The sequence below is a fragment of the Candidatus Bathyarchaeota archaeon genome (genome assembly GCA_018396705.1).
In the GTDB taxonomy this organism is placed as follows: domain Archaea; phylum Thermoproteota; class Bathyarchaeia; order Bathyarchaeales; family Bathycorpusculaceae; genus DRVP01.
Map to the genome: position 1 here is coordinate 91,459 of JAGTQZ010000003.1, position 24,456 is coordinate 115,914.

Here is a 24,456-nt window from a genome sequence, read left to right on the forward strand (position 1 = left end):
TAGGAGATGCTCAAAGTGTGAGTGAGGGCCAAGCTCAAGCAAATGATTCATAGCCTGGATGTGCCATTGCTCTCCCCATTTCATGCGTTTATCCCTTACTCACCTTTGTATGAAGTACATTTTCACTTTGAGACCCAATGGTAGAATATTTCACACGGTGCATCTTTTCTCTTCCATTTTCCCTTTTTAATACCATAAATCATTCCGATAAAATAACTCGAATGCTCTATGACAAATAGAAGCGGAACCAAAAATAAAAAACGAACTTCCTTCATTTTTATAACGGCTTGCAACCCTTTAAGCAATATAGTGATTAAGTAAATAGCTAAAAGCACCAGCGCAATGAAAGGGAAAAACCACGCAACAAAAGGAAAAAGAAGAACTCCTACAAAGGGAACAATTGCCCCTTTATTCGCATAACTCCTGTTCGTAAGTATAGACCTCATTCGCCCCACTCCATACAAGAAAAACTGTTTAGCAAATTGCTTAATTGTGCTCCTGCGGTGGTGCTCTACACAAATCGATGGAACAAGTAGAAGCTTGTAACCCAATGCTCTCACCTTATAACTGAGATTTGTATCTTCACAAAGTTCGAACTCTTCATCAAAACCCCCAGTCTCTAAAAGAACCTTCCGCCAAAAAGCGCTATTTATACAAGCCAAAGCATTTACAAACTTGGGCTTTGAGGGTTTATGGAGACTAGCAGAACCCAAACTTCCCAAATAACTCGAAAAAACCAAATCAACTGCCTTACCAAGAATAGAATCATCGGAGGGAGAAACATTTATACCCCCTACTCCTCCTAAAGTCGAAGATTGCTTAAGATTGCTAACGAGCAGAGAGAGCCAATCTCGGGATGCTTTACAGTCAGAATCTATAAATACTATAATTTCACCTCGCGCTAACTTAATGCCAAAATTTCTGGCTTGAGAGCGATTTCCTCCCTTAATAACTATCACTTCAAATTTACCCGAAAAAGTTGTCTCCTTCAAACTCGCCAGACATTCACTGATATACGAATCTTTTTCATCTCTTATCGGAATGACAATGCTCACCTCAACCGGCATTTCCAACTTGATCCACATCACGTCGCAAGAATGAAGATCATGTAAACGCCAAGAAGCTTTCTTCGGGTATACTCCCTTTTGTTTTTTAGCAAGTTGAACTAACTCAAACACACTCTCAATGCTTCAATTATCCTTGCTCCAGCCTTCCCATCGCCGAAAGGATTTGGCCAGTTTCTCTCTTTATTGAGCATAAAATCTACTTTTTTAATGATTTCGTGTGGGTTTGTTCCGGCTAAAATGTTTGAGCCGACTTCAAGGGTTTCTGGTCTTTCTGTATTGTCTCTCATGGTGACGCATGGTACGCCTAAGATACAGGCTTCTTCTTGTACTCCGCCTGAATCGGTGAGCACAAGCCTAGCGTTGCTTTCAAGCTGTAGGAAACTTAAGTAATCTAAAGGCTCAATGAGCCTAATGCTGTGAGGCTTCAGTCCAAAAGCTTCTAACCGTTTTCTAGATCTCGGATGGATGGGATAAATCAGCTCAGCGCCAAACTCTCTATGAACCATTTCCAGCCCTTTCAAAATGTTGCGAAACCTCTTTTCATCGTCAACGTTTTCCTGCCTATGAACGGTAACCACAAAATATTCATCCTCGTCAAGGCCCAAATCATTTAAAATGTTCACCGTTTTTCTGGCTATCTCCAAATTCTGGAAAACCGCATCGACGATCGTGTTGCCCGTGACAAATATTTTCTCTTCCGCTACGCCTTCTCCAATTAGTATCCGCCTCGACTTTTCAGTTGGAGCGAACAAGTAATCGGAGCAGTGATCAGTCAAAACCCGGTTTATCTCTTCGGGCATTCTCCGGTCATAACTGCGTAAGCCAGCCTCCACATGTCCAACCTTAATTCCCAGCTTAACAGCCGCTAAAGCGCCAGCCAAAACCGTGTTGGTGTCCCCCTCAACCAAAACCACGTCAGGCCATTCTTGCCGCAAAACTTTTTCTATTCCTATAAGCATTTTGCCAGTCTGCTCGGCGTGGCTTCCTGAGCCAACATCCAAATTGTATTTTGCCTCTGGAAGCTCCAGCTGTTCGAAGAAAATTCGATCCATATTGTAGGAGTAATGCTGTCCAGTATGCAAGATAAAGTATTCTAAGCCTAAACGTTCACATTCGCGGATTATCGGAGACATCTTAATAATTTCTGGGCGAGTTCCAAGCACGATGGAAATCTTCATTCGCCAACCCCTTTCTTCTCTACCCTTCTACACTTGAAAATCACTGTTCCGCCGTCAGTATAGGGCTTTCCAGGATCAACACATTGCATATACGCAACCATTTTTTCCTTTGGCGTGGTCAGACCGAGCTTAACAGGGTCGGCGCCCTCTTCTAATGCAACAACATAATGTAGTAACGTTGATAACGCATGAACACAAACAGCATCCGGTTTCTTCCAAAACAATTTTTGGACCGTCTATAATGATCCGGTCTCCAACCTTGTGAACTGGACATTCGCCTTTAATCTCGCAAACCTCAATCTCCAACACATTTCTCGCCTCGCTTCTGTCCTACTTCCTGTTGATTTTCTGCGTTAATCTGGATATCGCATACAGCGTTACAGCCGTGAACAGGGCGAATAAACCGATAAATGTGAAGGCAATTGAAGCCAGGGCAAGATTTGTTACTATATGCCGCTCTAAAGCGTAAATCTGAAGCATCCACACTCCGAAAAATGTGCCTAAAAATAGTGAAATAATTCCAGGAACACCCAAGAAGAGTAGTGGTCTCTCCTCAACTACCAAGCGAATAAGCGACATAACCACGTCAACGCCGTGACTAACAGGGTTACGTGTACTTTTATCTAAATCCTTACTATAACTGCATGACACAGGAACTTCAACAATCTTTAAACCCTTTTTATCAGCATCAACTAGAATTTCAACACTCACGCCCATACCGTTCTCCGTTAAAGATAGTTTTTTAATGGCTTCGTGACTATAGGCTCTGAACCCGCTTTGGGCATCTTTTAAAGGACGCCTCGTGCCATTATTAACCATTTTTGTGATAAACTTAATGCCAGCACGCCTATACCACGGCATGGTATATGCTCGACACTCATCGACAAGCCTTGAACCAATAACCACATCAGCAGAACCCTCAACAATTGGCTTCACAACGTTTGGAATCTCGCATGGATCATGCTGTCCATCACCATCTAAAGTTACCAAAACATCAGCGTTAAGCTCTCTGGCTCTTCTGAAAAGGCTTTGAATTGCAGCTCCATAACCCAAATTGCGATCATGCCTAATCACTTCCGCCCCTAGCTTCTCCGCAATTTCACCAGTCATATCAGTAGAACCATCATCGCAAACAACAACTTTATCAGCAAACCTTAAAGCCTTCAAAACAACCTTAGCAATAGTCTTCTCCTCATTAAACGCTGGAATACCAACAACAACAAAAGGCCGGTCTATGTATGCCTTCACAACCCCAACATCAATATTCATATCTGAAGCCTCAACCAACAGAGAACCACCAGACCAACGTTTTTAATGTAATTTTGTTAAAGAATTTGTATCGTTGTTTTTCCGAAAATTTTGAATAACACGAATTGTAAAAGCTCTATTAGAAGACATGTATATACACGGATATTCTGCAAAAATCCTTTAAGCGTATAAAATCATCTGGAACGGTTATGCCATACCATCCAATAGGCTCGTTCCACCAGACAAAATATACGCGGCTGAAGCCAAGTTCATAAGCTTTATTCACAGCCATATTCAAATCGTTTTCAAAATGAATCAGCGTATGCGACCTGCTAAGGTAAAGCTGTCCCCAAAAAAGGAAGGCATGATGTATCAATAAACAATCGTTAGCGCCTAAATTCTTGTCTAGCCAAACCATAGCATCTGCAACACTATCTACATCCTGATATGGAACCGTCGGAGCAAAGGAAAAATACTTGTTAACAGGATTAAACGAGAAAAGTCCCACATTGACGGTGCTCATCAAAACCGGGGTAGCCAAATAAACGCATCCAAGCAAAACCGTTATACAACTCATGCCTAAAACCTTCCTAGTTGCAAAGCGCAAACCAGTGCACCATTGCCGACATTTTTTCATTCCGTTAACTGCATAAAACATGAAAGGATAAACCAGCATAAACATCCATCGATGCCAATACTGCAAAGCACAAAAAGGAAAAACTAAGCAGCCGAACGCCCCGACCGAAAGCAGAAAAGTCCAAAGGCTTAAAATCCTATTTTTAAAGAAACCCTTCCAAACAAGAAAAATGTAAGACAAATACAGCAAGCAAAACAGCATAGCCACACTTAAAGTAATATCAAAGTAAGAAGCATACATGTCAACTGAGGTTCTCACACTCAAATAATTGGTTAAGAAGAAAAATTTCCCAACACTTGCATAAACAGCATCTCCGGCGTCAATCACGTTAGTTTCAATCCTGTAACGTATTGGGAAAAACCTCAAATAAAGGCCGGCGAGAAAAACTACAAGTGTGGGTAGAAAAGCAAAAAACAACCTTCTACTTTTGGCCAAATCCTCACCTTTAAATAGGGACCATAAAATCGATCCTGAAACTAAAAAAGTCAAAGTTACAGCTGCATACTCATGGGCAAAAACTGAAAACAGAGAAAACAGCACAAAACATAGAAAGCTCCTTCTCTTATCAAGGCTTTTAATAAAAGATAGAGTGAATAATAAAAAGCCCAAGCCAAGCAGGTTTCTAAGCAAATCCCAGCTAATTCTCAATGATGCAAGTTGAACAGTGAAAAATAGTCCAGTTAGTAAACTGGTTCTGACATCCCAGTCTAGCATCTTTCTTGCAAGCCAAAATATTCCAGCAACATTTAATCCAAAAAGCAATGGGGCCAAAACCTTCAAAAGCATAAAGGGATCTCCGCCTACGACCTTGTAAAGTGAAACTGAAATAGCTGGAAAAAGCCATGAAGTCGTGAAGAAAGCTGTCCAATGGGGCCAAATCACGCCGCTTTTCATAAAAGCCGCATAATAAACTGTGTCAAAACCTATGGGATAAGGAAAGGCTAAAAGCTCAGGAACCATTCTAACAGCAAACCCAACCGAAAAGCACGTTAACATGCCGCTGACTTCTGTGAATTGAAATTTAACCGGCAAACGCACCTGTAACTATCCCTTTTTTCTCCGTCTTGACCCAAACCTGAGGTTTACGCAAAAGCATAAGTATAAGCGCATATAATGCGATGAATGATTGTAGACTCCAGTAAAAGTATATGAATGGTAGCCAAAGAAGATTAGTCAATTTTCTAGGCTTTGAAATGTAGGCTAACGCCAAACCGCAAATCATAAGCGTAAGACTTGTTCCAACGGCGGAAATATACATCAGCAACTGAAGTAAGGCATCAAGGTTGATGGCGGCAAAAGATATATAGAATGCTAAAAGGTAACAAATCAAAGAAGCTATAAGTACAAATGGACCGAGAAGGGTGAGTTCGGCATCGAGGCTTTTTTTAGTAGGCTTGGCTATCAGCCTTCCATATTTGAAGGCTACTTGCATTGTCCCCCTGAACCATCTTGTTCTCTGTTTGAAAAGTTGCCCCACTTGGGATGGTGTTTCCTGCCAAGAACACACGTCAGAGGCATACCTGATCTGGTAACTATTTTCAACAAGCCTTGCCGATAACTCCATATCCTCGGACAAAGTTTCCTCGTTAAAACCGCCCAGCTTCGCTAAAACCTCCCGTCTTATAAACTGGCAGGTTCCCTTCAGGTGGACAAACAAGCCTAAAACGTCCTTTCCCCTTAAATAAGCTTCACACCATACAACCTCCTCAATGGAAACAAGCTTTGTCAACATGTTCTCATCAGCATTTAAACTGCAAAGCTTACCTTGCACAGCTGCCACTGAAGGATCATTAAAATACGCAACAGCCTTTTTCAGCACATCACGTTCAGGGACATTATCCGCATCAAAAACTGCCACAATTTCCCCTTTTACATACTTAAAGGCAAAATTTAAAGCGGACGGCTTTCCGTTCGACATAGGCTTATGGAGGAGTTTCACCCGTTCAGGATGTCGCCTCGCGTATTCTTCACATATTTCAACGGTTTTGTCGGTAGAGCCATCCTCAACAACTAAGATTTCTATTTTATCAGTCGGATAATCTAGCTTCAATAAGGCCTTAAGAAGCCTGCCCACGACCTTCTCCTCATCCTTCACAGGAACAACTATCGAAACCTTTGGCAATTGCTCCTCAGCGAGCAACGTCTTCTCCTGCTTTCTCTTGCTTGAAAGGCGCAGATGCTTTACACCAACAGCTATGACTGGTATCTGGTAAAAAACCCAAACGTAGACGATTATTAGAACAACCACGACTACGATATAAACGGGATTCAACCTACACACCTTATAGGCATGAAACCTTCTTTTTAAGAGGCTTATAGTTAATTAGCGGTTCGCTAATGCCTCCATGCTAGGCTCTGAAATGTCTTATCCATGACTGTGAGAAACCTTATGAAACTCACGTCTTCCGCCCATTTCCGCGCTTCCTTGTTTCCCCAGCTTTCCGCGATCTTGCTTAGTTTCATAGCTAATGGCTTTCCAACCTGACCCATAAGCCATTGCAGTTGACCTGCCAAAAAAGCCTTAACTTTTACAATTATGCTAGCTAACACGTCGATGAGTCGTGGGCTTCTCGGCTGCTTGACACACTTCAAAGTCAGGTCCACGAGGGCTCGCTCAACCTTTGAAAGCCTAAACCAAACCTTCCGTCTCATAGCCTCCCGCTTAATCTTCGCCAAAACAGAATCAAATGCAGGCCCAGCAGACGGGGCAAAGTTAAGATCCGACTTCCTAGGGCTAAAGCCGCCACTACAACCGCGTCTCCACAAAGTCTTAGCAGACCTTAGAAGCTTAGCCACCTTCACAAGCCTACCTGATTTAAGGGAGGCTCCACCAGCAGACACCACAGAAAATCCGTCAATCGCGCTCTTACCCTCAAGCATTCCCAACCCTTAAACAGACCACCACTATTCAAGATCAGATTCTAAACTAGAACCATCAGTATTTATAATTTACGCCACACTAATAAGCATGGCAAAAGCCGCGAAAACAAAAGCCATCAGCCGTTCTAACGGTTTAAAGCCCTTAACTGACTTTTTTGGCAGCTCTAAGCCACAAAGCACCCATCACAAAAGTAAAACCCAAGGTGAACCAAAAGAAAAATACCACCATTCTAACAGCATCCAAAACAATTTCTTCAAACACCCGAAACCTCTCCTGACACCCAAAGCTAGACACCACATCAAAAGATTAAAAACAAAATTTCCACACACGGAATAAGCACTCAACAAACATATTTTGGTCACAGAAATATGCTAACACAAACAGCAAGCCATTTATAACAAGACACCAAAATACAGATTTCAGCCAGAAAGGGAGAAGGGAGAAGGCCTACTCTCCCGCCAAATGCCCTACCTCCAACATCAAAGGACATAGCCGAAAAACTGAAAACTAATTCTAAAAACCTAGCCTCAAATTGTCTATAACTATGGGATGCTGAAATCTAACCCAAAAGTTCAGAAACAAAAAGAAGCGGGCCCGCTGGGATTTGAACCCAGGATCTCCGGCTCCGCAGGCCAGCGTCCTAATCCGTGCTAGACTACGGGCCCATTTATGATAGAAATTATAATCGCATAAAAGGTTTTTAGGTTTGGTTTATGGTTCGTTGTAGGGCGTTTATTACGTTTTGTTTGCCCATAGCGGCTATGTAAGGACCTAGTCTTGGACCTTGGGGTGTTCCCAGCAGTATAGTGTATAAGGTTTTGAAGAATTCTGGTGGCGGGATGTCGTGTTTTTTGGCGGTGTTGAATATGGCGTTTTGGATTTTTTCAGGTTCTGTTTCGGTTTTCAGGGTTTCTATGAGTTCTTTTATGGCGTTTTTTTCTTCCGGTTTTAGTGTTATTGTTGTTTCTCGGATTTCTTCGAAGTCTCTTGCCCAGTTTAGGGCGTATTCCATTCGTTTTTTGAGGTTTTCGTCTGGCTGTTGCCCTTTCTGTAGATAGCCATAGGTTCGGAGTTTTTCTGTTATGAACTCTATTTTTTTGTCTTTTGGAGCGATTTTAGCTAGGTAAATTAGCATATTGTATGGGACATGTATGCTTTGCTGTTTTGGCGGTTTTAGGAGCCAGCAGTACTCGTATAATCCTTTTAGTTTCGCCAGTTCCTTCTTGTCTGGAATTGTTTTCTTTCCAAAGTATACGTCTTCTAGGTAGTCTAGTTCATTCATGTAGGCCGGTATGTCCGTCACGTCCAGGGTGCGTGTTCCCACAAACCTTTTCAGCATTAAAAGCATAAGCGACTGGGGCGAACCATATTTAAACCAGACTTGCGGTGTGAAAACATTACCGGTGGATTTTGAGATTTTTCTTCCACTTTTGTCTAGAAACATTTCGTATCTGGCGTGAGCTGGAGGTTCGTAACCTAATACCTCACGGCTTATTCTATCGTTGACGCGGACAGAGTCGGCTATATCTTTGCCGTAAGCTTCAAATCTTATATCTAGGGCTTTCCATCGGGCTGCGAATTCGCCTTTCCAGCTTAGCTTTCCCATGCCCTTTGTTACGTCAACCTCGCCTTTGTACCCGCATCCTTCGATCCATCGGCCTTTAATCTCCATTCCCTCGCAGATGTATAGCACCTTGTTTTCTTTAGGCAAGTATTCTATGGATTTGGTTGTGTATATTCGCCCGCAGTTTTCACATACCGGAAAATATGGCAGTACTTCAGTGTATCGTTCTTGCCCAACCTCTTGTTTGACGATTTCGCCAACCCTCTTAGCGTTTAAAAGGATTGTGTGAATCTCGTTGTTAAGTAAGCCTTTTTCATATGCATCTTTGGCGGAAATGTATCGGTATTCTACACCACATTTGTCCAGGGCTTCAAGTAAAAGTGAACTCATGTGCCGACCATAACTGTCGTGGCATTTGAAGGGATCCGGGATATCCGTAACTGGGAAACCGATATATTTTTCTAGAGTTTTTGGCAATCCAACGGGTACTTTGCGAAGTCCATCCTTGTCATCACAGAAGGCTATAAGTTCGGAACGATAGCCCTGCTCCCTCAAAGCCAAAGTCACAGCATAAGAACGCGCAGCGTCGCCTAAGCTTCCAATATGAGGAAACCCGGAGGCGCCAAGTCCCATTTCAGTTCGGATTAAGTCTAAGCTTCTGCCTAGCCTACGTTCTCTTTCGATGATTTTTGCCGCCATTTTGTCATACCATGTCCCACGGCCGATTATTTTCTCACTCATACACCATCACAATCCACGCTTAGAAAAGACCAATCCTTGTCTGTGGGATTTCGCCCTTTATAACTGTGCCAGTAACCCCGTCCAACCATAGCGCATAGGTTTTACCTTTATATTCGTATTTCACAAACCAAACTGGGGCGTGAAGGTAAACAGTCTGGTCTGCTTTTATTTCGTTTTTCATTTCTATGATTCTGTCCACATCCTGCTGAGCCAAATAGCGGTGATGCTCGGTTATCTGTTGTTTTGCAATCTCTACAGCTTCATCTCGGTCAATTTCGCTGTTTAGAACCTTTGCAAATTCTTCAATTCTCCGGTAGTCATATGGAACTTTGCCTTCCAAGGGCACATCATATTCTCTTGTTGGAAATTCTGAGGCTTTCCTCGCAAGAACAAGCCAATTGTATTTTTTGGTTATTCTGCCTTCCTTCACTATTGGCGGGTTTAGACGCTCAAAGATGCCTTTATAGGTGCTTTCCGCCTCAACCGACACAACCCAGAACGGCAGATATGTCAATGTTTTCTCGATGAATTTTGCATTTTTCGCTAGATCCGAAGGCTTAAGAAAACCGGAGCGCATCCAGCTTTTTATCGGTTCCTCAACGCTTGTCGGATCATACTTGTTAAGGAGCATAGAATGCTCGAAGACAAACGCTTTTCCAGTTTCAATAACCACGGTATAACCGCAGTACCTACAAGTGGCAACTATTTCGCCAGGCTTAAACTGGATAGGTGCACCACAATAGGAGCAACTAAGCTCCTTAACTATTGACATTTCCATGTACCTTCTGCTTTTCACGCCTTAGAATTTCTCTTGCCACAATCACTCCAGAGGCGGAAGCTTGAATAAGCCCTCTAGTGACTCCGGCACCGTCACCTATTGTGAAAAGGTTCCGTATCTTTGTTTCCAGCGAATTGTTTAACTCAAGCTTTGAAGAGTAAAATTTAACTTCAACACCATAAAGCAGCGTATCCCTTGAATGAACCCCGGGTGCTATTTTGTCCAAGGCCTCAAGCATTTCTCTTATGTCAGCTAAATAACGGTAGGGCAAGACGAAGCTCAAGTCTCCAGGTGTTGCATTTTTCAGGGTTGGGTTTACAACACTTCTGGCTATTCTGTCCGATGTTGAACGCCTGCCAGCCTCTAAATCGCCCAAGCGTTGTACCAGGATCCCCCCGCTCAGAAGGTTTGAGAGCCTAGCCAAATATTTACCATAGGCTATGGGCTCTTTGAAAGGCTCCGTGAATGATGTACTAACGAGGATAGCGAAGTTTGTGTTTTCCGTTTTCCGTTCGGCGTAACTTTGCCCGTTAACGGTTAAGACACCGTTATAAGATTCTGTTATGACCTCGCCATATGGTGCAACACAGAATGTTCTAACTTGGTCGTCGAAAAACTTCGAGTAGTAAATGAATTTCGGCTCGTAAAGAACATTTGTTAACTCTTCCATAACTGCGGCTAGAACTTCAACCCTTACGCCGACATCCACAGGGTTGTTAAGAGTTTTCAATCCTAATGTTTGAGCTTCTGTTTGAAGCCACTCGGCGCCCACTCTCCCAGGCGCCACAATAACATATCTTCCAAAGAATTTTTCTCCGTCAACTGTTTCAACGCCTTCGATGACTCCTTTTTTAACAATAAGTCCTTTAACGTCCTTCTTCATTTTTATGTCGATTTTTCCCTCAAGCTCTTGCCGCATTTTTCGCAATGTTTGGGCACAGCGTTCTGTTCCCATATGCCTAATTTTCTGGTGTACAAGTTTTAATCCTGCAAGAGAGGCCTTTCTTTCAATTTCCTCAACTTTTTCAACATCATCACCATAAACGTGCCCCGGCGCCCCGAAACGAATGTATATGTCGTCCACATAGTTAATTAGCTCTGAGAGTTCTTTTTCTGAGAGGTACTGGTTTAACCAGCCTCCTACCTCTGTGGATATAGTTAGTTTACCGTCGCTGAAGGCACCAGCTCCACCCCAGCCGCAAAGGAGCCCACATGGGTCACAGTTTACGCACCCGAAGCCTCTGCTTGCCGGACACCTCCGCTGTTCAAGATCCGGACCTTTGTCAAGCATCAGAATGTTGAGGTCTGACTTGCCGACCAGTTCAAGGGCTGAAAATATTCCAGCAGGACCAGCTCCGACGATCACTACGTCATACTTCAAGGCGTTTAACCTCTTTGAAGCCCAAAAGTAGATGTGATAACAAGCATATATTTTTAGCGAATCCAAAAATGCAAAGAAATCTGGATTTTCAGAAGTTTAGTGAAGTGCTACTATGCAAAGAAACCTTACGGTTTGTTTTCCACCTTTTCAATTGATGCTTTTCGTTTGGAGGAACAAATATCACGTCGCCCGGTCTGAACTTTTCCATTTCGGCACCTACCGTAGTGCCTTCTCTTCTAGTATGAAAACTTCATGCTCCCATATATTCGCCAGACTCCATTTCAAAAAGTCTGATGGCGAAGTTTGGAGCTCTAGTTTCTTTTGTTATTAACCATCTGACTTTCAGTTTTAAGTGCCTTCTTCCCATGCTTCCTCGCTTTAACTTCACTGTAATGAAAAAGCCTCATGGGAACATTTTTAGGCCTAACACCTTTAGCTTTAAAGTTCTAGTCTTTTATGGCTTCAAGGATGCTCATGACATTCCAGAGTTTCACACGCGTGTATGGCGGCATATTCGGGTCCTGAAGAATTTCATCCAATATGGATATGGCATTCGAAGCTCTAACAGCTGGTGTGAACTCCGTGGTCTGCAATGCATCCATTGAGTCTTTAGCTGCTCTCCTAATGTTTCGCGGCGTTGTAGTATCCTCGGAAACTTCAGCCAACACCGCCAAAGCCTGCTTAATTCGTTCTTCATACTCTTCAATCTTCTTCTTTCGCACCATGGCAACCACACACCGAATCCGAGATATTCAATAATCAAGTTATATAGGCTTTTATACATATCTATTTCCGAGGTTTGAAGCATGCCACAGAATAGTAGGCTCAACGATGAACAGCATATCAAACGCATGGCTGACTTACTCCGCCAAGGTGCAACTCTTACGGAGCTTGCTTGTCCGGCATGTGCCTCACCAATCTTCAAGCTCAAGAACGGCAGGTTATGGTGCGCCAAATGTGAAAAAAGGGTTATTGTTGTTAGAGAAGACGCTGAACTAGCAAAAATAACAAGCACACTGAGCCTCGAAACTCTAGAAGCAACATTACTTGCCAAAATTCAAGAAATCCAAGAAAAAATGCTACATGAAACAAACGTTGAAGAGCTCCAGAAACTTGGTTCAGCCCTCTCGGGGTTGCTTGAAAACTTAGAGAGGGTTAGAAAGGCCAGAAAAACTTAAAAGGCGAAATGAGTATGCTGGGCTTTTACGAAAATTTTCCAGTGGTTGTGCATAATATTACCCGGTTAACCACCTCGGTTTCGAGGAAGAGGCTACAAGAAGCGATAATTCAAGCCTTGCATGGACTTAACTGCGAAAACTTAAGTTTAGAAACGGCCACTGGGTTATCACTTCCAAACGGTAAGGTAATCTTCGAATTTGGCATAGCTGAAAGCGAAATTTTCAATTATCTAGACCATGAAGAAACAAGGAAAGCGCTGGAAACAATTAGCAAAACCCCTCTGCAAGTGATGGACTTCTTTTGTGCTATAAGATATTATAAGTCGCGAGGAGACGAGGATAAGCCTTTAAAATTTGATTACTATATGCTCCGTCTAATATTTAATGAAAAAATTGTAGAGATGCTGGTTTTTCACGAAAGAGGACCTCGACATATTTCTCCAGAAGAAATTGTTAATCTAATTATTTCAAGAATAAATGCGCTCTTTCCAAGGAAAGTGTTAAAAATCCTTTAAGTTCTATGCACGGGAATTCCTTCTAGATGGTCCATAACCAAGGACAAAATTGACTTTGCAACTTCACTTTTGGATTTGTTTCCATCAACCCTAACAAGTTCTCCGTTATTTACAAAACGCATGTAAACTTCCCGCACTTTACGTTGAGTTTCAAGGTTTTCCATGACAGACTTTTTGGGCTTAAGCCTCCGGACAACAGTTTCAGGCTCAACATCTATGTAAATCGCTAAGTTAGGCACCACTACATGCTGATTTATTTTCCTAATCCAGTCAAGGCTTAAGCCAGCGGCCCCTTGGTAAGCTAGGCTTGAATAAACGTAACGGTCTGAAACCACAATTTTCCCGTTTTTTAGAGCTGGAACTATCTCGTTTTCCACATGCTCATACCGATCAGCTGCAAAAAGCAGCGCCTCAACAATGCTGGACATACGCTTTTCTCCATGCAAACAATACCTTTTTATAAAATTTCCAATTTTTCCGCGGCTTGGTTCAGCCGTATAAACTGCGTCGTATCCAATTCTCCTCAAACGCTTAACTAAGATTTTTGTCTGAGTTGTTTTTCCACAACCGTCTAAACCCTCAATACATATGAAGAACCCCTGCTTATCCATGTCTAAGCCCTCCCTTCTGGAACATTACACATTATAAAAGGGAACTCACATTAATAATTGTCTAAATTCAAGCCTGTGGAGAAAAGCCATGCCAAAAACCTATTGGGGTGAAATAAAGGATCCAGTACATGGATACGTCTACATAACGGAACAAGAAAAGGAGATAATAGACTCTTACCCCGTGCAGAGGCTTCGCAGACTAAGACAGTTGGCTGGTGCTGAATACGTTTATCCCGGAGCAAACCACACACGATTTGAACATTCTGTAGGTGTCATGTACCTAGCTGGCAAAGTTGTTGAAAACCCAAATATTCACCAAATAGTGCACGAAGAAGACATTGAGGCCGTACGGATCGCCGGTTTGCTTCACGATGTTGGACACGGTCCATTTTCACATGTGTTCGAACATTTGCTGACAGGAAAGCTTAACAAAACCCATGAAGATATAACCATGTGGATTATCAAAAACAGCGAGTTAAAAGACGTAATCAGCAAACTTGGGTATAAGCCAGAATACATCGCTGAGTTAGCTGCTGGTTCCCTCCTAGAGGATCCCAAAGCTTTCCTAAACCAGATAATAAGAAGCTCAATAGACGTTGACAAACTGGACTTCGTTGTCAGAGACACATATCACACAGGCGCCGAGTATGGGTTTGTAGATATTTTCCGCTTAATCCATAGCTTCGACGTTTTGTATGGCAACTTAGCCGTGGATATAGGGGCGCTTTCAACTCTAGAATCCTTCATAATAGCCAGAATTGAATCTTTCAAAAGCATATACTTTCACAGAGTTGGAAGAGCAGCCCAGATAATGTTGGCAATGGCCCTTGAAAAGGCAGACGAAGAGCTAGGCTTGTCCACCTTCAAGACGCCAGAGGAGTATTTGGCTATGGATGACTACACAGTTTGGACCATGCTTAAAAATTGCAAGAAATCAAGCCAGATAATTAAAAACCTTGAAAGACGTAGAATGCTTAAATGCGCTTACGAGCAAACCTTCTATGTAAAGGATAAAACCGTTTCAAACATTTTCAGCACAGAAGAGTTCCGCAATCAAATAAGAAACAAAATCGCGAAAGACGCGAAAGTGGAGCCGGAAGCCATAATCATCGACGTGCCGACGGTGCCAAGCGTGCCCTACCATCATTCCATGTTTATGGAACCCATGGAAATCCCCGTTTTCAACAAAACAAGAGACGGTAAAAAAGAGGTTAAAAAGCTCAGCGAGATCTCCGGAATATTCGAGGTTCTAAAATGTTTCATAAACATTTTAAGAGTTTACACAGACGAGAAAAACCGTGAAAAAGTAGCAGAGGCAGCCTCAAAAGTTCTCGGAGATATTCCCTCATCGGCAAAAATATCTTATTAAAAGGTGAAATACCAGATGGCAGAGTATATTGTTCTGCATGGACGAGTAATAGTTGAGGGAAAATGCAAAGCAGAAGCCTTAGTTTCTAACGAACCAATAAGCTTTCTCGGCGACGTGGATCCCGCCACCGGAAAAGTGATTAAAAGGCATCACGACCTTTATGGTAAATGTATAAAAGACAAGGTTTTATGTTTTCCACATGGACACGGTTCAACGGTGGGCAGCTACGTGCTGTATTCTTTGGCGAAAAATGGGCTAGCGCCAAAAGCCATAATAAACCGCAAAGCAGACCCTGTGATAGTTGTCGGCGCGGTTATAGCCAACATCCCTATGATAGACCAGGTGGACTTAAGCCAAATAAGAACTGGCGACCTCGCTGAAGTAGACGCTTGCAATGGCATAGTTAAAGTTTCAAAATCCGCAAAGGCGGAGGGCCAAGCGAAGTGTATTTGACGCGGGAAGAAGAACGTATCTACGACGGCGAATATGGTTGGGCAAAACAGGTATGCATGAAAATCCTTGTCAAGCTTGGCGAACTTTTCGGTGCTTCAAGGCTTATTCCAGTAGAGTCAGCTCATATTTCTGGAGTTTCCTACAAAACTTTGGGCGATGCACCCACAGACTTTTTAGAGGCTTTGGCAAGCGCTGGCGAAAAAACAGCAGTTGAAGCCACATTGAATCCTCAGAGCCTTGACCCCGAATATTTGGCCAATAGGTTTCCAGAAAGCTTTGTTAAACCCCAGTTGAAGCTCTGCCAAATATTCGAGAAAATGGGCTTTAAACCTTCCTATACATGCACGCCATACTACATTAAAGCGCCAACTAAGGGCGCCCATCTAGCCTGGGCTGAGTCATCAGCTGTTGTTTACGCCAACTCGGTTTTAGGAGCTTGGACAAACCGCGAAGGTGGACCAAGTGCTTTGGCAGCGGCGGTAATTGGCAAAACACCAAACTGCGGCATCCATAGAGTTGAGAACCGTAAACCCAAAACCATAGTCGAAATCAAGGCACCGCTGAAAAAAGAGGTGGACTATGGCGCATTAGGAATATTCCTAGGCAATATTTTAGAGGACGAAATCCCGCTGCTAACCGGCTTAGGGAAGCCAACTCCTGAAAGCCTTAAACAACTCGGCGCCGCGTTGGCCTCCGCCGGAATGGCCAACATGTTCCACTACAACAATGCAAAAGCCAAAACCGAACCGGAGCCACTGGAAAAAATAATAGTGGAACCCAGAAACATTCAAGAAACAATCGAAGAGTTAACCACAACATCAACGTCGAAACCAGATCTAGTTTTCGTCGGCTGCCCACACTGCTCAGTACGTGAAATACGTGAAATTGCAGAAAAAATAGGCAGCAGAAAAGTTAAAAACGACATAGAATTTTGGGTGTGCACTTCTCGACACATAAAGGAAAAAGCAAAAAACCACGTTCAGAGGATAAAGGCAAGCGGAGCAAAAATCATAACCGATACATGCGCCGTGGTCACATGGACAGACAAACTTGGAATAAAAACGATAATGACAAACTCGGCAAAGACAGCACATTACGCACCAACCTTAAACATGGCAGAAGTTAAACTGGCAACCCTTGAAGAATGCTTAAAAACAGCTCTAAAAGAATAAGGTTTAAACGAAACCCGCAAGTATTTGCATGATGCAAAGACACACTAAATCTAGTGCTCCGGTAGTATAGCCCGGTCAAGTATTCCGGCCTTTCGAGCCGGAGACGCGGGTTCAAATCCCGCCCGGAGCACTCCTTTATCGGAAACCGACCTTAAGAGACTTGTTAAGGATTAAGCTTTTATGAACTTTCCTTTTTTTATAGTCTGGGTGGTGAGACTTGCCTGTTGTTCAGATTTCTGTCTGGGCTGGAATGAGCATCGAAAGTAAACGGAAGATTGTTAAAGGAATTACGAGAGTCTTCGAAGAAATAGGGATCCCTAAAGAAGGTGTAGAGATAATCATATACGAAGCGCCTAAAACGAACTGGGCGTCGGGTGGAGAACTGCACTCGGAATCGGAGAAACTTTCAAAGATAGAAGTGCCATAGCGTTTTCACCTACAATAAATTGCAATATCCCATTTCTTTTTGGCATAACAAGTAGTTTGGATTTCATCTATTTTTGAGTTGGACTGCCTCAAATATTGCACTGAGCTAAGTTCACGCTGTATAAACATTCATTACACGTCGGCTTGTTTGCATAGCAGTCAACATCGTTGCTTTTAGTGAAGAAGCATCCCAAAGTAGAGTAAGGGCAGTCTCCACACCAGGGTATGTTTTTAGCTATGTCCCGTCTAATCTCTCTGAAATTTACGTAAGCTTCCATGCTCCAAATCTCTTCAATGCTTCTTTGTGTTATGTTCCTAAAAATTATTTCATGAATATCCTTTTTGCGGGTGTTGACGTATAATGGAGGAGTATACATAAATTCTTGACATGGGGAAAGGGATCCATCTACTCTTATCACTGTGGTCTTCTTTTCAGTATATGGGCACTTTCGTACTTTGGCGTCGGGATATAGATTGGGCAACTTCAGATCCAACTGATATTGGTGTGCAATTTTCTGGCTTTTGTGAAAAACTTCTTTGAGAAGGCTTAATGCGTCAAGTTTTTCCGTGGAGCTTAAAAATAGAGGGAGATTAATCCAGTAATCTTTCTTTTTCCCTTCTGTCCAAAAGCTTCTGACGAGTTGGGTTGAGATGGCATCCATCTCCACGCCGTAGGTTTTGCCGAAAAGTTCTAAAGTGGATTTATGTACGAGATCCCACCCATACTTTAGTGAGGGCTTTAATATTTCGATGGTGGGCTCGCTTAAAGTTACGTACACGCTTTTGGCGAAAACTTCCTTCGCATATGGTACAACATGAGATAACATCATGAAATCAAAGTCATAATCAATTGCAAACTTGACCATCCTTGGAATGTCTAAAAAGTTATCGGTTAGAATGACCACCTCTAATCCTAGCTTAAAATCTCTTCCAGCCTCATTCTTGGTTTTTACTAGCATTTCAATGTTTTTGGTTGTTAAATTGAGGTCAGATCCTTCCCTTATATAGCTCAGATTGGTTCGACTGACAGCGTCAACGGAAAACGATATTGAGTCTATTTCCTTCACAATTTTTCTTGCAGTTTCTGAGTTTATTAGTGAACCATTTGCGCTGATGATAATTTCTCCATAGTCGGGTAGGGTTTTTCTGGCTATGCGGAGCATTTCCAAAATTTTCGGGTGTATGAAGGGCTCCCCGAAACCGTAGAGTATGAGTCTTTTTATCCTTGAAAAACATGTTCTGGCGATTTTCTGTACAAGGTCATGTTAATTTCTATAGGTTTCGCGTTCCAGACACGTCTGATGCACATTTGACAGTTGAAGTTACACTTGTTCGTGATTTCTATCTGTAATGCTTCTGGAAACTCATCATTCATGATTGTTGTTTTCCATATAGGTTTAGCCGCCAGCTAAAGGCGGAAATATAGCTATCACGTCATTATCTTTCAAGGTTACTTTTCCTTCTAAGTCTTTGATATTTCTTCCATTGACCATAATAATCATGTCATCTCGAAGTTTTCCCCTTTTCTTGTTGTAAATGTCTTCAACAAATTCCGGCCCCAATATTTTAGATGCATTCTTAATCATGTCTAAAATTGATCCGTTACAGTTGATGGTCAACTCTCTGGTTTTGTATTTATTGCGCAAAGTTGCAAAAAGCAGTATTTTTACGGTCACCACAGTCTGGCTTCCAGCAAATAAAAGAGAGGTTGAGAAATTTTTGTTTTTCTAAAGCTCTATGTCAAGCTCAGTTAGCTTTTCTTTCGTTGGAACTCCGTTAATCCAGCCGCGCAGCTGATAGTATTCCTCTTTCATTTTTTCAAGTTCTGCTACTTGGCCTTTCGCTGGGCCTTCCGGCATCGGTTCTTCAAGTAAGCGTTTTGGCAGCGTGTCGTCCTTCCCTTCGAATCCGTACTTGTTGATTATAACTCTTTCTAGGTTGTAAATGCGTTCACCAATTTTTAGGATTCCATCTTCTGTTAGTTCCCAGCCAGTTACAGCCGATAAAAGCTCTGCATAGTCCTTGGTTCCTAGAGCGAATGTTGTAAACAGGCAGTTCACAGTCGAGTTGACCACGCATGTGAAGTCTTGGAATATTTTAACCCATTTCGCCTTACCTTCAACTTTCAAGGGGTCAATTTTTTCCGGTATTCCTAAGACTTCTGGTGAGATTGTGTATCCAGTTACGTGGCAGCCTCCTCTATTTGCCGTAGCATAGTTTAGGCCTATGCCCTTGACGGCTCTTGGGTCATAGGCTGGCATTTCAAGGCCCTTAACACTCATGGAGAACTCAGGATGCCCATAAATCTCACAGAGCTTCTTTGAACCTAGCGCCAAATATTTCCCAAACCCCGCCTTGTAAGCTGTTCGCCAAACTGCCTCTACAAGAGCTGCTGAATTTCCAAAGCGTAGGTCTAAGCCCTGTAAATCCTCTTGTGGAATGTATCCTCTCTCGTTAAGCTCCATAGCTGCTGCTATTGTAGAGCCTAGACTTATTGGATCCATTCCAAACTCATCGCAGTAGTGATTGGCTTTAACAACAGCATCCAAATCCTTGACTGCGGTACTGCTTCCTAATGCCCAAACAGACTCATACTCAGGACCTTCTGAGGCCAAAACTTGGAAAGGTCCGGACTTGACGCTTGTAACTCTTCCGCATCCAATTGAACAACCCCAACATGCCCTTCGGCTTGTTAAATAGATTTCTGCAAGGGTCTCCCCGCTTATTTTCTCTGCATCTGGATTAACGCCTGTCTGCCAGTTTTTGTAAGGCAACCCGCCGGCAGTGTTAACTATATTTATGAGTATGGCTGTGCCGTACGTTGGCAGCCCAACGCCTGTAACCGGGTTATTTTTCATTGCATCTAAACATCTTCTTGAAACTTCAGCGAATCTTTTAGGTTCAGCAACCGGAACTTTTTCTTCTCCGGAAACAACAATAGCCTTAAGCTCCTTCGAGCCCATAACAGCGCCCAAACCCGTTCTCCCCGCGGCTCTATGCTCATCATTGACTATGCACGCCATATAAGCCAGGTTTTCACCAGCTGGCCCGATGCAAGCAACACTTGTGTTTTTACCGCCAATTTTATCCCTCAATATTCTACAAGTATCAAATACATTTTTGCCCCATAGATTGCTTGCATCCCTTAACTCAGCTTCTCCGTCAACAATCGCCAAGTAAATCGGAACATCGGAAGCTCCCTCAATCACAACAATATCAAATCCAGAAAACTTAAGGAAAGGACCGAACTCGCCTCCTGAGTTTGCGCTTCCAACAGAACCAGTTAACGGTGATTTCAACGCCATTACATGATATCTGCCCGAAGATGGAAAGCCAGGCACACCCGTGCCTGGGCCCGTTGCAAATACTAGAACATTTTCCGGACCTAAAGCGTTTATGTCTTTTGGAGAAAACCCCGCCTTTTCATACTCCTTCAGATACTTATAGAGCATGTATGTGGCATATCCTTTCCCACCAAGGTATTTTTTAGAGACTTCTTCTGAGGTTGACTCAACCTTTAAGCTTTTGCTGGACAAGTTTACCTTTAAAACTTTTCCCATAAATCCTCCTGCCATTTGACACACCCAACGTAAAATTTGTAGTTAAATCAAATTTAATACTTACCATTTACCGTATCCCAGTCATCTCTCAGTGAACGTTTGAAAAATAGCCATTAATTTTACTTTTTCGACGGAAAAGGAAATAAAGAGTAAGCTACAAACCAGCAAAAGAGATAACAATGCATAGGTGAAACGCATTTGGATGCATCCATAAGGCAACTTGGCGCTTTTTTCAATCCGGAGTCTGTTGCTGTTGTCGGTGCAACTAAAAACGTGAATAAGGCTGGGCATGTTATATTCAAGAATTTTGCGGAAAACAAAAAGAGGGGTGTATTCAAAGGCGAAGTTTACCCCGTGAATCCCCGCGAAGATTATATTTTAGGTTTTAGATGTTACCCGAAGTTGACGAAAATTGCTGGAAAACTCGATCTAGTGGTTATCGTCGTTCCAGCGAATATTGTTCCAGAAATAATGAAGGATGCTGCAGCTAAAAAAGTTAAAGCCATCGTTATCATCAGTTCAGGTTTTGGAGAAATTGGAAACCACGAGCTTGAAAGAGAAGTTGTAAGCATAGCCAAAAAAGCTGGGATAAGGGTTCTTGGACCTAACTGTCTCGGAGTTTACGACTCAAGAACTGGCGTGGATATGTTATTCTTGCCAGAAACTAAAATCTTGACGACCGGTGAAGAAGTTGTTGCTACACCGAGGCCGATGAAGGGGAACATAGCTATAGTTACCCAAAGCGGAGCATTTGGTGCTGCCGCCTTAGATTATTTAACTGGCAGACAGATGGGTGTAAGCAAATTCGTGAGTTTCGGCAACAAAAGCGACGTAGATGAAGCGGAAATGCTTGATTATCTACTGTACGACGCCGAGACAAAAGCTATACTGTTGTATGTTGAGGATGTGAAAAATGGCAAATTATTCATGGAAGTAGCCTCAAGAGTAACGCGGAGAAAGCCAATAATAGCTCTAAAAGCTGGTAAAACAGAAGCGGGAGCGAGGGCAGCAGCATCGCATACCGGCGCCATTGCCGGTTCTGATCAAGTGTATGATGCAGCTTTTGCACAAACCGGAATTTTAAGAGTACATGACATGGAGGAATTTTTCGACGCTGCAAAAGCGTTGGTAATGCAACCTCCAGCTGCTGGTAGAAACGTGGCAATAATTACTGACGCTGGAGGCCCTGGGATAATGGCAGCGGATGAATGTGAGTTGCGGGGAATTATTGTTAAAAAACTCTCTGAGGAGACTCTTCAAAAATTTGAGAGACTGAAAGAGGAAGGCAAAATTCCAAAATTTGCGGCAACACTTAACCCGGTGGACCTAACAGGCTCTGTTACATCAGAAATGTATAAACTTGCAGCTGAACTTGTTTTTCAAGATCCGGAGATTCATGGAATCATTGTACTCGGACTACATCACACACCAGCACTACAGGAGGACTACATTGACAAAGTGGCGGCGGTTGCTGGCGAGTACAATAAACCTATAGTTGCATGTGACATCGGTGAGACTGAAATGGCGCTACACACTCGGACACGCTTTGACAAGCTTGGGATTCCAGCATACGGCTCTCCTGAAGACGCTGCCAGAGCTATGAGCGCTCTCATCCGATATGGAATGTACTTAAAGAAGAAAGGCTTTTTCGAAGAGTATTTGTATAATTTCTTAAAGGATAGGCGAAAACAATCTATTCAAGAATCACGCTGACCTTTACGAGGTCTCCATCCTCAAGTTTAAATTTGTTCCTTAGATTTACTGATGCGATCACCTCCAAAATGTTTTCAGGATAATCCTTAACTTCTGGAATGATAACTGCACCCTCTGCTGAATTCATGATGAAGGCTCTGAAACATTTTCCACGGCAATACTCTGGCTCGGGCACAATTATTATGGGCGTTGCCTTTTCGATTATTTTTCTGGCATTTATGTATTCTTCATTAAGCATAATGTTTAGGGTTCCGGCATAAGGAGTGAATCCAAGTTTTTCGTTGATCTGGCGTCTCACCCATGGAAGCTCGATAAATTTTGCTCCTTTCCCTATTCCAGAAACAACTTTGCCTTTTACACATACTATTTTCCGCGTTTTCCTCATTTTGTTAAAACGCCCAGCCCTATTTGTTGGTTTAGGGTTTATTTTCTTTCAGCCAGTCTGCCACTTTCCGAAACATAGGGTTCGAAGACATGTCTATCACCGGCACTATTATTTTCTCCCTCGTTTCAATTAGCGGTTGGTACTTTGGCATAAGTGAGTACCCTACAAAAGTCCAGTACACTCGACCGTTTTCCACAAGCGCTTTAGCTGCTGTCTCTGTTGTAGCTGGAAGGGGAAAGTAAAGGAAGACCACGCCCTCAGCCCAATACAAGCCAGCTGTTTTGCCGCCAGCAATTATTGACGCGAATCTCGCAATGTCTTCGGGAGTGGCAAAGAAATTGCGTTCCATTACGACTATTTCCTTGAAGGGCTCGAATTTTACATTCACTGCGCTCTCGTCCATGAACGTTCCCGCCTATAATTTGCTAAGTTTTCCTTTTTAACCTTGCCATAAACCAGAAAAGGTTATAGAGCACAAGAGCCAAACCCTTTTAACTAATCCTCGGCGAGGGAAACGGTGTGACCGAAATTCGCGTGGCAATAGTTGGTGTCGGCAACTCAGCATCTGCCCTAGTTCAAGGAGTAGAATACTACAAGAATTCCAAAGAGGATGAAACAGTTCCTGGACTTATGCATGTTAACTTTGGCGGGTATCATGTACGAGACATAAAGTTTGTCGCCGCTTTCGACGTGGACAAAAACAAAATTGGAAAAGATCTGTCTGAAGCTATATTCACAAAACCGAACTGCTGTGCGAAGTTCGCCGAAGTTCCAAAAATGGGCGTGAAAGTTCAGCCGGGGCCAATCCTTGATGGTGTAGCTGAACATATGAGAGGACCTTTCAACGTTTATAATGAAGGCGAGATTAAACCAGTGGATGTAGTGAACGTGTTAAAAGAAGTTGAAGCAGAAGTTTTAGTAAATTATCTGCCAGTTGGAAGCCACAATGCCACTAGGTTTTACGCTAAGGCCGCTTTAGATGCGGGATGTGCGTTTGTTAATTGCATTCCAGAGTTCATAGCTTCAGACCCAAATTGGAGTCGAAAATTTGAAGAAAGAGGCCTTCCTGTAGCAGGTGATGATGTTAAAAGTCAATTGGGTGCAACAATCCTCCACAGAAATCTTGTACGCTTATGCGTTGATAGAGGCGTTATTGTTGATGAAACCTATCAGTTGAACCTAGGCGGAGACACCGATTTCCTAAACATGACTGTCGAGGAAAGATTGAAAACAAAGCGTGTAAGCAAAACAGAAGCCGTTAAAAGTCTAGTGCCATACGACTTACCAACCCGTATAGGACCATCAGACTATGTGCCTTTCCTTGGAAATAAGAAGATATGCTACATTTGGCTTAAGGGCAGAAAATTCGGTGACAGACCGTTAACAATAACTGTTAAACTTGAAGTGGAAGACTCGCCCAACAGTGCCGGAGTGGTTATCGATGTTATAAGAGCCGTAAAACTTGCACTAGACCGAAAAGTAGCTGGACCCCTAATAAGCATATCATCCTACGCCTTTAAGCATCCACCAATCCAAGTTCCAGATCCTGTGGCAAAAGAATGGGTAGAAGACTATATAAAGGGGAAAAGGGAACGCTAG

24 protein-coding genes, 2 tRNA genes and 1 pseudogene are annotated in these 24,456 nt (G+C 42.8%); 9 read left to right on the forward strand and 18 right to left on the reverse strand.

Going from position 1 to position 24,456, the window contains the following annotated elements:
- Positions 1 to 122: 122 nt before the first annotated feature.
- The 12 genes and pseudogenes from KEJ24_03020 to KEJ24_03075 all read right to left on the reverse strand — a co-directional run bounded on the left by KEJ24_03020 (position 123) and on the right by KEJ24_03075 (position 12,200).
- Positions 123 to 1,178 (reverse strand): glycosyltransferase, encoded by a 1,056-nt coding sequence (locus KEJ24_03020; GenBank protein ID MBS7646793.1) that lies wholly within the window; start codon positions 1,176 to 1,178, stop codon positions 123 to 125.
- Positions 1,166 to 2,245 (reverse strand): UDP-N-acetylglucosamine 2-epimerase (non-hydrolyzing), encoded by a 1,080-nt coding sequence (gene wecB, locus KEJ24_03025; GenBank protein ID MBS7646794.1) that lies wholly within the window; start codon positions 2,243 to 2,245, stop codon positions 1,166 to 1,168. The genes KEJ24_03020 and wecB overlap by 13 nt, the downstream gene beginning before the upstream one ends.
- Positions 2,242 to 2,554 (reverse strand): annotated as a pseudogene (locus KEJ24_03030) (TIGR04076 family protein). The gene wecB and the pseudogene KEJ24_03030 overlap by 4 nt, the downstream one beginning before the upstream one ends.
- A gap of 21 nt (positions 2,555 to 2,575) precedes the next feature.
- Positions 2,576 to 3,532 carry a glycosyltransferase gene (locus KEJ24_03035; protein MBS7646795.1) on the reverse strand — a complete coding sequence of 319 codons (957 nt, stop codon included), beginning with the start codon at positions 3,530 to 3,532 and terminating at the stop codon, positions 2,576 to 2,578.
- A 100-nt stretch (positions 3,533 to 3,632) separates the two neighbouring features.
- Complete coding sequence (locus tag KEJ24_03040; GenBank protein MBS7646796.1) at positions 3,633 to 5,162, reverse strand: hypothetical protein; 1,530 nt, start codon at positions 5,160 to 5,162, stop codon at positions 3,633 to 3,635.
- Entirely contained in the window at positions 5,152 to 6,402 is a 1,251-nt protein-coding gene (locus tag KEJ24_03045) for a glycosyltransferase family 2 protein (GenBank protein ID MBS7646797.1), read from the reverse strand. The genes KEJ24_03040 and KEJ24_03045 overlap by 11 nt, the downstream gene beginning before the upstream one ends.
- A gap of 62 nt (positions 6,403 to 6,464) precedes the next feature.
- A complete protein-coding gene (locus KEJ24_03050) occupies positions 6,465 to 7,010 on the reverse strand; it encodes a hypothetical protein (protein MBS7646798.1) in 546 nt (181 codons plus the stop codon).
- 590 nt (positions 7,011 to 7,600) lie between these two features.
- Positions 7,601 to 7,676: transfer RNA gene (locus KEJ24_03055), tRNA-Arg, on the reverse strand.
- A 35-nt stretch (positions 7,677 to 7,711) separates the two neighbouring features.
- Complete coding sequence (lysS, locus tag KEJ24_03060) at positions 7,712 to 9,316, reverse strand: lysine--tRNA ligase (GenBank protein MBS7646799.1); 1,605 nt, start codon at positions 9,314 to 9,316, stop codon at positions 7,712 to 7,714.
- A gap of 19 nt (positions 9,317 to 9,335) precedes the next feature.
- Positions 9,336 to 10,088, reverse strand: a complete 753-nt coding sequence (locus KEJ24_03065) for a hypothetical protein (GenBank protein ID MBS7646800.1) — start codon at positions 10,086 to 10,088, stop codon at positions 9,336 to 9,338.
- On the reverse strand, positions 10,075 to 11,475 hold the full coding sequence (locus tag KEJ24_03070) for an NAD(P)/FAD-dependent oxidoreductase (GenBank protein ID MBS7646801.1): 1,401 nt from the start codon (positions 11,473 to 11,475) through the stop codon (positions 10,075 to 10,077). The genes KEJ24_03065 and KEJ24_03070 overlap by 14 nt, the downstream gene beginning before the upstream one ends.
- 446 nt (positions 11,476 to 11,921) lie before the next feature.
- The gene (locus KEJ24_03075; protein ID MBS7646802.1) at positions 11,922 to 12,200 is read right to left on the reverse strand and encodes a UPF0147 family protein; all 279 of its coding nucleotides are present in this window, start codon (positions 12,198 to 12,200) and stop codon (positions 11,922 to 11,924) included.
- 81 nt (positions 12,201 to 12,281) lie between these two features.
- Between KEJ24_03075 and KEJ24_03080 the strand changes: the two genes are divergently transcribed.
- Positions 12,282 to 12,653: a hypothetical protein gene (locus KEJ24_03080; GenBank protein MBS7646803.1), complete on the forward strand. Its 372-nt coding sequence runs from the start codon at positions 12,282 to 12,284 to the stop codon at positions 12,651 to 12,653.
- A 14-nt stretch (positions 12,654 to 12,667) separates the two neighbouring features.
- Positions 12,668 to 13,168 carry a hypothetical protein gene (locus tag KEJ24_03085; GenBank protein MBS7646804.1) on the forward strand — a complete coding sequence of 167 codons (501 nt, stop codon included), beginning with the start codon at positions 12,668 to 12,670 and terminating at the stop codon, positions 13,166 to 13,168.
- Here KEJ24_03085 and tmk read toward each other — a convergent pair.
- Positions 13,165 to 13,779 (reverse strand): dTMP kinase, encoded by a 615-nt coding sequence (gene tmk, locus KEJ24_03090; GenBank protein ID MBS7646805.1) that lies wholly within the window; start codon positions 13,777 to 13,779, stop codon positions 13,165 to 13,167. The two genes, KEJ24_03085 and tmk, sit on opposite strands and share 4 nt — an antisense overlap.
- A gap of 88 nt (positions 13,780 to 13,867) precedes the next feature.
- On the opposite strand from tmk, the gene KEJ24_03095 reads away from it, so the two are divergent.
- The 5 genes from KEJ24_03095 (at position 13,868) to KEJ24_03115 (ending at position 17,200) form a co-directional block, all read left to right on the forward strand.
- Complete coding sequence (locus tag KEJ24_03095; GenBank protein MBS7646806.1) at positions 13,868 to 15,148, forward strand: HD domain-containing protein; 1,281 nt, start codon at positions 13,868 to 13,870, stop codon at positions 15,146 to 15,148.
- 15 nt (positions 15,149 to 15,163) lie between these two features.
- Positions 15,164 to 15,601: a DUF126 domain-containing protein gene (locus KEJ24_03100; GenBank protein MBS7646807.1), complete on the forward strand. Its 438-nt coding sequence runs from the start codon at positions 15,164 to 15,166 to the stop codon at positions 15,599 to 15,601.
- Positions 15,598 to 16,773: an aconitase X catalytic domain-containing protein gene (locus KEJ24_03105; protein ID MBS7646808.1), complete on the forward strand. Its 1,176-nt coding sequence runs from the start codon at positions 15,598 to 15,600 to the stop codon at positions 16,771 to 16,773. Before KEJ24_03100 ends, KEJ24_03105 begins: the two co-directional genes overlap by 4 nt.
- Positions 16,774 to 16,828: 55 nt before the next feature.
- Positions 16,829 to 16,903, forward strand: a tRNA-Glu gene (locus KEJ24_03110).
- Positions 16,904 to 16,990: 87 nt separating this feature from the next.
- On the forward strand, positions 16,991 to 17,200 hold the full coding sequence (locus tag KEJ24_03115; GenBank protein MBS7646809.1) for a tautomerase family protein: 210 nt from the start codon (positions 16,991 to 16,993) through the stop codon (positions 17,198 to 17,200).
- 88 nt (positions 17,201 to 17,288) lie between these two features.
- Here KEJ24_03115 and KEJ24_03120 read toward each other — a convergent pair whose 3' ends face one another.
- The 3 genes from KEJ24_03120 to KEJ24_03130 form a co-directional block, all read right to left on the reverse strand.
- A complete protein-coding gene (locus tag KEJ24_03120; protein MBS7646810.1) occupies positions 17,289 to 18,368 on the reverse strand; it encodes an SPASM domain-containing protein in 1,080 nt (359 codons plus the stop codon).
- 228 nt (positions 18,369 to 18,596) lie between these two features.
- Positions 18,597 to 18,875, reverse strand: coding sequence for a MoaD/ThiS family protein (locus KEJ24_03125; protein ID MBS7646811.1), 279 nt, complete (start codon positions 18,873 to 18,875; stop codon positions 18,597 to 18,599).
- A 51-nt stretch (positions 18,876 to 18,926) separates the two neighbouring features.
- Positions 18,927 to 20,774, reverse strand: coding sequence for an aldehyde ferredoxin oxidoreductase family protein (locus KEJ24_03130; GenBank protein MBS7646812.1), 1,848 nt, complete (start codon positions 20,772 to 20,774; stop codon positions 18,927 to 18,929).
- A gap of 183 nt (positions 20,775 to 20,957) precedes the next feature.
- Between KEJ24_03130 and KEJ24_03135 the strand changes: the two genes are divergently transcribed.
- Positions 20,958 to 22,472 (forward strand): CoA-binding protein, encoded by a 1,515-nt coding sequence (locus tag KEJ24_03135; protein ID MBS7646813.1) that lies wholly within the window; start codon positions 20,958 to 20,960, stop codon positions 22,470 to 22,472.
- On the opposite strand, the gene KEJ24_03140 is transcribed toward KEJ24_03135, so the two are convergent.
- Both KEJ24_03140 and KEJ24_03145 read right to left on the reverse strand, forming a co-directional pair.
- Positions 22,453 to 22,857: a CTP-dependent riboflavin kinase gene (locus KEJ24_03140; GenBank protein ID MBS7646814.1), complete on the reverse strand. Its 405-nt coding sequence runs from the start codon at positions 22,855 to 22,857 to the stop codon at positions 22,453 to 22,455. The genes KEJ24_03135 and KEJ24_03140 overlap by 20 nt on opposite strands.
- A 31-nt stretch (positions 22,858 to 22,888) precedes the next feature.
- Positions 22,889 to 23,260 carry a hypothetical protein gene (locus tag KEJ24_03145; GenBank protein MBS7646815.1) on the reverse strand — a complete coding sequence of 124 codons (372 nt, stop codon included), beginning with the start codon at positions 23,258 to 23,260 and terminating at the stop codon, positions 22,889 to 22,891.
- A gap of 116 nt (positions 23,261 to 23,376) precedes the next feature.
- On the opposite strand from KEJ24_03145, the gene KEJ24_03150 reads away from it, so the two are divergent.
- Positions 23,377 to 24,456, forward strand: coding sequence for an inositol-3-phosphate synthase (locus KEJ24_03150; GenBank protein ID MBS7646816.1), 1,080 nt, complete (start codon positions 23,377 to 23,379; stop codon positions 24,454 to 24,456).